General features: G+C 68.1%; 8 protein-coding genes. 3 read left to right on the top strand and 5 right to left on the bottom strand.

The window, feature by feature from the left end; genetic code table 11:
- The first annotated feature begins 787 nt into the window (after positions 1–787).
- Positions 788–2,476 carry a hypothetical protein gene (locus tag FJ251_11235; protein MBM4118291.1) on the top strand — a complete coding sequence of 563 codons (1,689 nt, stop codon included), beginning with the start codon at positions 788–790 and terminating at the stop codon, positions 2,474–2,476.
- Between the two features lie 90 nt (positions 2,477–2,566).
- On the opposite strand, the gene FJ251_11230 is transcribed toward FJ251_11235, so the two are convergent.
- The 4 genes from FJ251_11230 to FJ251_11215 all read right to left on the bottom strand — a co-directional run bounded on the left by FJ251_11230 (position 2,567) and on the right by FJ251_11215 (position 5,976).
- Positions 2,567–2,932: a nucleotidyltransferase domain-containing protein gene (locus tag FJ251_11230; GenBank protein ID MBM4118290.1), complete on the bottom strand. Its 366-nt coding sequence runs from the start codon at positions 2,930–2,932 to the stop codon at positions 2,567–2,569.
- A complete protein-coding gene (locus tag FJ251_11225; GenBank protein MBM4118289.1) occupies positions 2,883–3,272 on the bottom strand; it encodes a HEPN domain-containing protein in 390 nt (129 codons plus the stop codon). Before FJ251_11225 ends, FJ251_11230 begins: the two co-directional genes overlap by 50 nt.
- 138 nt (positions 3,273–3,410) lie before the next feature.
- Positions 3,411–4,295 carry an EamA family transporter RarD gene (gene rarD, locus FJ251_11220; GenBank protein MBM4118288.1) on the bottom strand — a complete coding sequence of 295 codons (885 nt, stop codon included), beginning with the start codon at positions 4,293–4,295 and terminating at the stop codon, positions 3,411–3,413.
- Positions 4,296–4,299: 4 nt separating this feature from the next.
- Complete coding sequence (locus FJ251_11215; protein MBM4118287.1) at positions 4,300–5,976, bottom strand: glutamine--tRNA ligase/YqeY domain fusion protein; 1,677 nt, start codon at positions 5,974–5,976, stop codon at positions 4,300–4,302.
- A gap of 180 nt (positions 5,977–6,156) precedes the next feature.
- On the opposite strand from FJ251_11215, the gene FJ251_11210 reads away from it, so the two are divergent.
- A complete protein-coding gene (locus tag FJ251_11210; protein MBM4118286.1) occupies positions 6,157–6,888 on the top strand; it encodes a serine/threonine protein kinase in 732 nt (243 codons plus the stop codon).
- Between the two features lie 81 nt (positions 6,889–6,969).
- Positions 6,970–8,124 carry an ATP-binding protein gene (locus tag FJ251_11205; protein MBM4118285.1) on the top strand — a complete coding sequence of 385 codons (1,155 nt, stop codon included), beginning with the start codon at positions 6,970–6,972 and terminating at the stop codon, positions 8,122–8,124.
- A 51-nt stretch (positions 8,125–8,175) separates the two neighbouring features.
- Here the strand turns inward: FJ251_11205 and FJ251_11200 are convergent.
- The coding region (locus tag FJ251_11200) for a T9SS type A sorting domain-containing protein (protein ID MBM4118284.1) at positions 8,176–8,408 on the bottom strand (233 nt) is incomplete at its 5' end.

Genomic DNA, 8,408 nt, shown 5'->3' with positions numbered 1-8,408 from the left:
CCCCCACGCGCTCGGAGAGACTCCCAGACACCCAGAGCGCTTGTCGCCCTCACCGCCACGCCCCTATCATCCCCTCGGAGGCCAGGGAGGGTAGGGAATGCCGAGAGGGCGCCCAGTAGTTCAGGTAGCGCTGGTTCTTCTCGCGCTAGCGGGCCAGGCGTTAGCAGAGCCCACGGCGCCTGCTTCTCGCGCCGCGCGCTACCTGAAGGTATCCCTCAGCGGCCGGGCGACAAGAAAGCCCGATCAGGCCAGTAGCTTCAAGGGCTATCAATTCACTCTCGGGGACTTGCAGGCTGGCGCCCTCGCGGGCGCCCTGCACTTGGAATTCCCAGCCTCTGTAGAGAGAGCGGTCGGCCTTCCTCGAGCTAAGGCTGGCGCTCATCTGTCCTGGAATCATGCCTATGCCCTGCTTGTCCTCGCTCAGGGTGAAAGCCAGAAGCGATACTGTGCCCTCGACTCTGCCGGTCACCAGCTCTGGCTGAAGGATCTTGATGGGTCTCCGTCACCTCGCATCTCGGACCTTGGCAGCAGCCTGATCCTGACTCAGGAGCGCTTCCCGCTCGAGCGGCTGCTCGAGGAGATGGGTCTGGACTCGCTACCTCCAGCACCCCCGACACAGCCCGCAATGGCAGGATCCCTCTACAGCAACAGCCCGGACGCGACCAGCGCGCGCTCCCGAATCCTCACCGAAGCTCGCCAAAGAGACAGCCTCTGTGTGCGAATCCTCGATCCCGATGGTCGGGAGCGTGGGGTTTGGAAGCGATGTCGGCGCGAGTTCCCTTTCAGCGTGGATCTCACATCCTCGGAGACCGGCGCGTGGGAGTTCCTGCCGGGTAGCAATCAGCTCGTCATGCTCGATCGCCCGCTCAAGTTGCATGAGAAGGCGGAGCCTGCTGGCCAGAGGCTCCTGCTCTCGTTGGACGATTCTGCCAGGCTGCTCTGGCAGCAGGATCTCACGGATCAGCCGGATCAGTGGCTGCTGTTTGCCCTGGACGGCAGTCTGATCGTCACCTTCGGCTCTCGCCGCGAAGTGCGCCCTCTTTCGTCCCTGCATGCTTACAGCCCGGATGGCCGTCTCCTGGGTCAGTATCAGGCCGAGAGCGGGGATGGCCTCGAGTCAGTCCTCATCGCCAGCAGGGAGGGCCTGGTCTACTTCTGGATCGGCTCCCTTCACGCACTGGATATCCAGACCGGACGCGTGACCGCCAAACCTCCACAAGCGCCCCTCGAGCGGCTGAAACGGTCCGCGCTCGAATGGGAGGCCCAGCTGGCCGAGGGCTTCCTCTCCCAGTTGATTTTCGAGGAAACGGGGCGCGCGCCTGAACTGAAGCTATGGCAACCCATTGCGGAGCCGGGCGTCCTTGCGCGATTCGAACCCGAGGGATCGGGCGTCGATAGCGCGGCATTCGCAATCGCGCGGTCCTACCTCGACATCGGCAATCCGGAGCGGGTGCAGTGTGCAAGGGCTCAGCCGGGCAGTATCGCTGAGTACAGCTACAGGCTCCCGGAGGCAGTGACGGGCGCGCTCGCGGGAGTCCTGGCGATGGAGTGGCCAGCCCGCGACATGTCTGCATTCTGGCCTCTCCGCGATGGCACTCCGCCCGGCTGGGTGCGCAAGTCCTGGAACGACGCCCACAGCTTGCTCGTCCTCGCGCAGCTCGGCTTCGAAAGCACCACTGGGCAGTACCGCTGCTGCGCCCTGGATTCCCTGGGGGTACCCTTGTGGTCCATGATGGCCGATCAGGTCCAAGGCCCGCTCATCTCGGATCACGGCGTCACCGCCCTCTTCATGCTCAAGAGCGATGAAAGGGGTTCGAGAGAAGATAGCCTGCTCGTGCGCTTCCTCGACACGCAGGGGCACGATTGTGGCCACTGGACGCGGGGACGAAGGGAGTTCATCGGGAGCTGGGGGCTTGGCGCCACGCCATTCGGCGAGTTCGAGTTCCTGCCCCAGAGCAACCAACTTGTGATGCTCAGCCATCGCCCCTATGATCCCGGAGGGCAAGATCCTGCGGCCCGCCAGATCCTCCTGGCCATCGACAGCACAGGCCGTCTGCTCTGGGAATTCGATCTCAGTGGGGCGATAGACGATCGCTTGCTCTTTTCCACGGACGGCAGCCTCATCGTCACCTACGGACGGCAGGGGATCCATCAGGAAGCGAGTCAGGGCGGCATCGAGCGCTACCGCAACTCCATCCACGTGTTGTCCGCCGGCGGGGAGCTGCTGGGCAACTTCGAGCAGGAGGCGATGGACTACCTCGAGGACCTGCTGATCGCCGCCGACGTTGGGCTCGTCTACTTCCTTCTCTCTGGGTTGCGCGCCTTGGATCTCAGTACCGGGCTCGTCATGACGGACCCACCCCTGGAACCGCTCCATCGCCTCCTGGACTCCAGCCGCGCCTGGGAGTCCGCCCTGGCAGAACAGCTGCTCGCAGTTCATTCGATGCGCAGGGCACTCGATCCCCCAAGGCGCTAGACCGTGCTGCCCTCTGTTCGTGAGAGCGCGCCTTTCTGAGGCCGGCCGGTGACCAATGGGCTCCGCAGTTGCCCGCGGGCACAGGGGAGCTCAGTCGCGTCCCATCACCCAGACAACTTCAGTCGCCATGACGCGAGCGAAGCGATCGCCGCGGGCGAGGACGCTCGCCCACTCGTTGACCGTGTAGACGAGGATCTCCGCTGGCACCGGCAGGGCGGTGAGGTCCCAGTCCAGCGCGCGCTCACTGAAAGGCCGCGAGGCGACCTCCACGACTGCAACGAGATCGAGGTCGCTGCCGACTCCCCAGTTGCCGGTGGCATAGCTGCCGAAGTAGCCAAGCCGGCGCAATTCGGGCCGCGCGGCGGCTTGCTCGGCAGCCCAGACGCGCAGCGCGGCGTCGACCGCGCTACGATCCGGCCATCTGAGCACGGACGAATGCAATGATCTCACCGGCATGGGCGATGGCCTCGCGGCTCTGGAGCTTGCCGTAGTGCTCGAAGGGAGCGCCTTCCGGGTGCCCATTGGGATAGCGACTCGAAACGTAGAAGTTGTCCAGGACCATGCCGCGGTCGATCAACGCGGCCGGTGGCGCCGCCGGCAACTCGCGGAGCAGGCGCGCGACTACGTGGCCCCAGGCCTCCTGGCCGTGATGCAAGTGCAGCGCCTTCACGGCCTTCTCGGCCGCCTGCTGGGCAGCGAAGCAGGCCCAGTCGTGCTTGCCATTGGCCTGCGCCAGGCCAGCGAACTCGAGGTCCTCCTGCGCCCGAGTGAACCGGTCCCGCGTGCGGATGGGCATGGCAACCCTCTCTTCACTTCACGACCAGCATAGCGTCGACCGCGCTCCCGCGGCAAGCCGCGCTGCAATCCTCGAAGCGGCAGATCGCGACCCGGCTAGGCGGCCCGTTTTGTACACGTGTACAATCGCCCTGCGCGGCTAGCGGGCCGGGCGCGGGCGCAGGGAATCCCACGAGTAGAGCGCGAGGGCGACCCAGATCAGCGGGAAGCTGATCGCGTGCGCGCGCGTGAAGCGCTCGCCGAAGGCGAGCACGGCGACGAGGAACTGCCCCATCGGCGCCAGGTACTGCAGGATCCCCACCGTCGAGAAGCGCAGGCGCTTGGCCGCGGCCACGAACCAGATCAGCGGCAGCGCGGTGACGATCCCCGCCGCCACGAGCAGCCAGCTCGTCCCTGCGCCCGCATGGCCGAAGGCGAGTCGCCCGCCCCGCGCGAGCCACAGCAGATAGGCCAGCGCCGCCGGCGCGAGGAGCAGGGTCTCCACCGTCAGACCCGCGACGGCGTCCGCGTGCAGGCGCTTTCGCAGCAGTCCATAGACCGCGAAGCTGAAGGCGAGCGTCAGCGCCACCCAGGGCGCGTGACCGTAGCCGATGCCGAGGATCGTCACGCCCAGGGCGGCGAGGCCGAGGCTCAGGCGCTGCAGGCCGCGAAAGCGCTCGCCGAGCACGAGCGCGCCGAGCAGCACGTTGATCAGGGGCCCGATGAAGTAGCCGAAGCTGGCCTCGAGCAGGCGGCCCACCGCGATCGACCAGATGAAGAGCAGCCAGTTCGCCGCGATGAGCAGCGTGGTGAGCCCGAGCACGGCAAGCGCGCGGCGGTCCGCGGCGAGGGCGCGCAGGCTCGCCAGGCGGCCCGTCGCCGCGAGCAGTGCGACGAGCAGCAGCGCCGACCAGAGCACCCGGTGCGCGAGGATCTCCGGCGGACTCACCGCGGGCAGCGCGTGGAAGTAGAAGGGCGCCAGCCCCCACCAGCCGTAGGCCGCGACGGCGAAGGCGACCCCGGCTCGCGCGCACCCCGTGCTCACGGCGCTAGGCCTTCGCTTCGATCTTCGCCCAGCTGTCGCGGAGCGACACCGCGCGGTTGAAGACGAGCCGCCCCGGCTTGCTGTCCGGGTCCAGGCAGAAGTAGCCGTGGCGCAGGAACTGGAAGGACTCGCCGAGCTTCGCCGCAGCCAGCCCCGGCTCAAGGAAGCAGTCCGTGAGCCGCTCGAGGCTGTTCGGGTTGAGGATCGCGTGGATGTCCGCGAAGCTGCCCGGGGCGTCCACGGTGAAGAGCGGCTCGTAGAGACGCAGCTCGGCCGCCACCGCGTGGGCCGCGCTCACCCAGTGCAGGGTGCCGCGCACCTTGCGCCCATCGGGCGCCTCGCCGCTGCCGGTCGCGGGGTCGTAGGTGCAGCGCAGCTCGATCACCTCGCCCGTGGCGCTCTTCACCACCTCGTTGCAGGTGACGAAGTAGGCGTGCTTCAGGCGCACCTCGGCGCCGGGCGCGAGGCGGAACCACTTCTTGGGCGCATCCTCGCGGAAGTCGTCGCGCTCGATCCACAGCTCGCGGCCGAAGGGGAGCTGCCGCGTGCCGGCCGCCGGGTCCTCCGGGTTGTTCTCGGCCTCGCGCAGCTCCACCTGGCCCTCGGGCCAGTTCGTGATGACGAGCCTCAGCGGCCTGATCACGGCCATGGCCCGCGGCGCCTTCAGGTTCAGGTCCTCGCGCAGGCAGTGCTCGAGCAGGGCGGGGTCGATCACGCTGTCCTTCTTCGCCACGCCCGCGCGCTCGAGGAAGTCGCGGATGGCCGCAGGCGTGTAGCCGCGGCGGCGCATGCCGCGCAGCGTGGGCAGGCGCGGGTCGTCCCAGCCGTCCACGATGCGCTCCTCGACGAGCTGGCGGAGCTTGCGCTTGCTCATCAGGGTGCCGGCCACGTTCAGGCGCGCGAACTCGATCTGCTGCGGGTGGTGCACGGGCAGCTGGTCGAGGAACCAGTCGTAGAGCGGCCGGTGCACCTCGAACTCGAGGCTGCACATCGAGTGCGTGATGCCCTCGATGCTGTCCTCGAGCCCGTGCGCCCAGTCGTACATCGGGTAGATGCACCACTCGCTGCCCGTGCGGTGGTGCTCGGCGTGGCGGATGCGGTACATCAGCGGGTCGCGGAGCAGCATGTTGGGCGAGGCCATGTCGATCTTGGCGCGCAGGACGCGGGCGCCGTCGGGGAACTCGCCTGCCCGCATGCGGCGGAAGAGGTCCAGGTTCTCGGCCACGCTGCGCTCGCGGAAGGGACTCGGACGGCCGGGCTCGGTCACCGTGCCCCGATTGAGGCGGATCTCCTCCTCGGTCTGGTCGTCGACGTAGGCCTTGCCGTCCTTGATCAGCAGCTCGGCGTACTCGTACATCTGGCCGAAGTAGTCCGAGGCGTGGTAGAGCCGGTCGCCCCAGTCGTAGCCCAGCCAGCGGATGTCCGCCTTGATCGCCTCGACGTACTCCTCGTCTTCCTTCTCGGGGTTGGTGTCGTCGAAGCGCAGGTTGCAGGTGCCGCCGAACTCCGCGGCCATGCCGAAGTCGAGGCCGAAGGCCTTGGCGTGACCGATGTGGAGATAGCCGTTGGGCTCGGGTGGAAAGCGCGTGCACACCTGGCCGCCCCAGCGGCCCGTGCGCAGGTCCTCGATGATGATGTCGCGGATGAAGTTGCTGGGCGCCGCGGCCTTGTCCTCGTTCATGCTCATACGGGGCTCGCTCCTGGAGGTGGCGCCCGCCGCCAGAGGCGGGTCGCGAAGCGCAAAGGGTAGGGCCGCCGGCCGCGCCTGGCAAGCGGGCAAGCGGGGCGAATCCGGCCGGCGCAGCGGCTTTGCGCCTTCGCCGGGCCGGCGCTAGATTGCCGGCGCTGGAAAGGAGTCGCCGTGGCCGCATCCGAGAATCTCACGAGCCGGGGCTTCCGCTTCTGGCCCGGCCGCGTGCTGGCGGGCAAGTACGAGGTCGTGGCCCGCCTCGGCGGCGGCTGGGAGGGCGAGGTCTACCTGGTGCGCGAGCGGGCGACGGGCATCGAGCGCGCCGCCAAGTTCTTCTACCCGGCACGCAATCCGCGCGGCAGTGCCCTGCGCCGCTACGCGCAGGCGCTGCACCGGTTGCGCCATTGCCCGATCCTGATCCGCTACCACACGCAGGAGACGATCGCCGTGCGCGGCGAGGCGATCAGCGTGCTCGTCTCGGACTTCGTCGAGGGCGACCGCCTGGCCGACTTCCTCGCCGCCCAGCCGGGCCGGCGCCTCGAGCCCTTCGCGGCGCTGCACCTGATCCACCGGCTGACCCGCGGCATCGCGGACATCCACGCGGCGGGGGCCGTGCACGGCGACCTGCACGACGAGAACGTCATCGTGCGCCGGCGCGGGCTCGGCTTCGACCTCAAGCTGATCGACCTCTATCCGCAGCGCGGGCCCGTCCGGCCCAAGGCCACCGACGACGTGCTCGACCTCGTGCGCCTGCTCTACGACATCACCGGCGGTCGCGCGCAGTACGCCCGCCAGCCGGCGGTGATCAAGGGCATCTGCAAGGGGCTCCGGCGCGACCTCATCCTCGCCCAGTTCCGCACCGCCGAGCAGCTCCGGCGGCACCTCGAGACGCTGAGCTGGTAGGCCTCCCGGCGCCCTTCAGCCCCCGACCGGGAGGCGCAGATCGAAGTTGACACTTTAGATTGTCATGATAATCTAAACCCCATGCTCATCGATCGCGCGCTCCGGCTGCCCAAGGCCGGCACCGAGACCTTCTTCCTCTGGGGCCCGCGCCAGACCGGCAAGAGCACCTTGCTCCGGCAATCCTATCCGCAGGCCTGGTGGGTGGACCTCCTCAAAGCCGAGGAGTACCGGCGCTACCTCCAGCGGCCCGAGCTACTCCGCGAGCGCATTGCGGCCGAGGACTTCAAGGGCCGGCAGGTGGTGATCGACGAAGTGCAGAAGGTGCCGGCGCTGCTCGACGAAGTGCACTGGCTGCACGAGAACCGCGGCATCCAGTTCGCCCTCTGCGGCTCCAGCGCACGCAAGGTGAAGCGGGGCGGCGCGAACCTGCTCGGCGGCCGCGCGCTGCGCTACGAGCTGCACGGCCTGACGGCGGCCGAATTGAAACGCGATCTGGACCTCGATCGACTCCTCAACCACGGCTATCTCCCGCGAATCTATGCTGCCGCCCGGCCACGCCAGGGGCTCGACGCCTACATCGCCGACTACCTGCGCGAGGAAGTCGCCGCCGAGGGCCTGGTCCGCAATCTGCCCACCTTCTCGGAGTTCCTCAACGTGGCCGCGCTCAGCGATGCCGAGATCGTCAACTTCGCCACCATCGCCCGCGAGTGCGGGGTGACGGGCCCGACGGCCAAGGGCTACTTCGGCATCCTGGAGGACACCCTGCTCGGCCGCTGGCTGCCCGCCTATCGCAAGCGGCCCAAGCGGCGCGTGATCGGCGCACCGAAGTTCTACTTCGCAGATGTGGGCGTGGTGAACCGCCTCGCGCGGCGCGGCGAACTCCAGGCGGGGTCGGAGCTCTACGGCAAGGCCTTCGAGAACTGGGTCTTCCACGAGCTCAGCGCCCACCGCGCCTATCGCGATGCGGATGTGACGCTCGCCTACTGGCGGCTAGCCAGTGGCATCGAGGTGGACTTCATCGTGAACGACATGCAGGTCGCCATCGAGGCCAAGGCCAGCCCTCGCGTCACCAACGATCACCTCAAAGGATTGCGCCAACTCGCCGCGGATCAGCGCGTGGGTCGGCGCATCGTGGTCAGCCTGGAGCAGAAGTCGCGGCGCACGGAGGACGGCATCGAGATCCTGCCGGCCGCGCTCTTCGCCAAACGCCTCGCCGAAGGGTCGCTTCTGGAATAGGACGCACTGCCCGCGGTGGCCACCGAGGACGATCCGTCTGAGCGCCGGGTCCTACTTCACCAAGAGCATCGGCCTAGCGGCGGCGCCGGCGGCTGTCTCTAGCCGGTAGAAGTAAACCCCCGAGGGTGCTGCTAGGCCAGCAGCGTCCAGTCCGTCCCATACCAGTTCGGACCGTCCGGCGGAGAAGCTCTGGGCATCCGCGAGGGTGCGCACGAGTCGCCCGCTGATGTCGTGGATGCTAAGGGTAACCGCTGTCGGCTTCTCCAGACTGAAGGGGATGGCCG

The sequence above is a fragment of the bacterium genome (assembly GCA_016873475.1).
In the GTDB taxonomy this organism is placed as follows: domain Bacteria; phylum Krumholzibacteriota; class Krumholzibacteriia; order JACNKJ01; family JACNKJ01; genus VGXI01.
The sequence above is the reverse complement of the archived record's forward strand: the minus strand, read 5'-3'. Positions and strand labels throughout refer to the sequence as shown.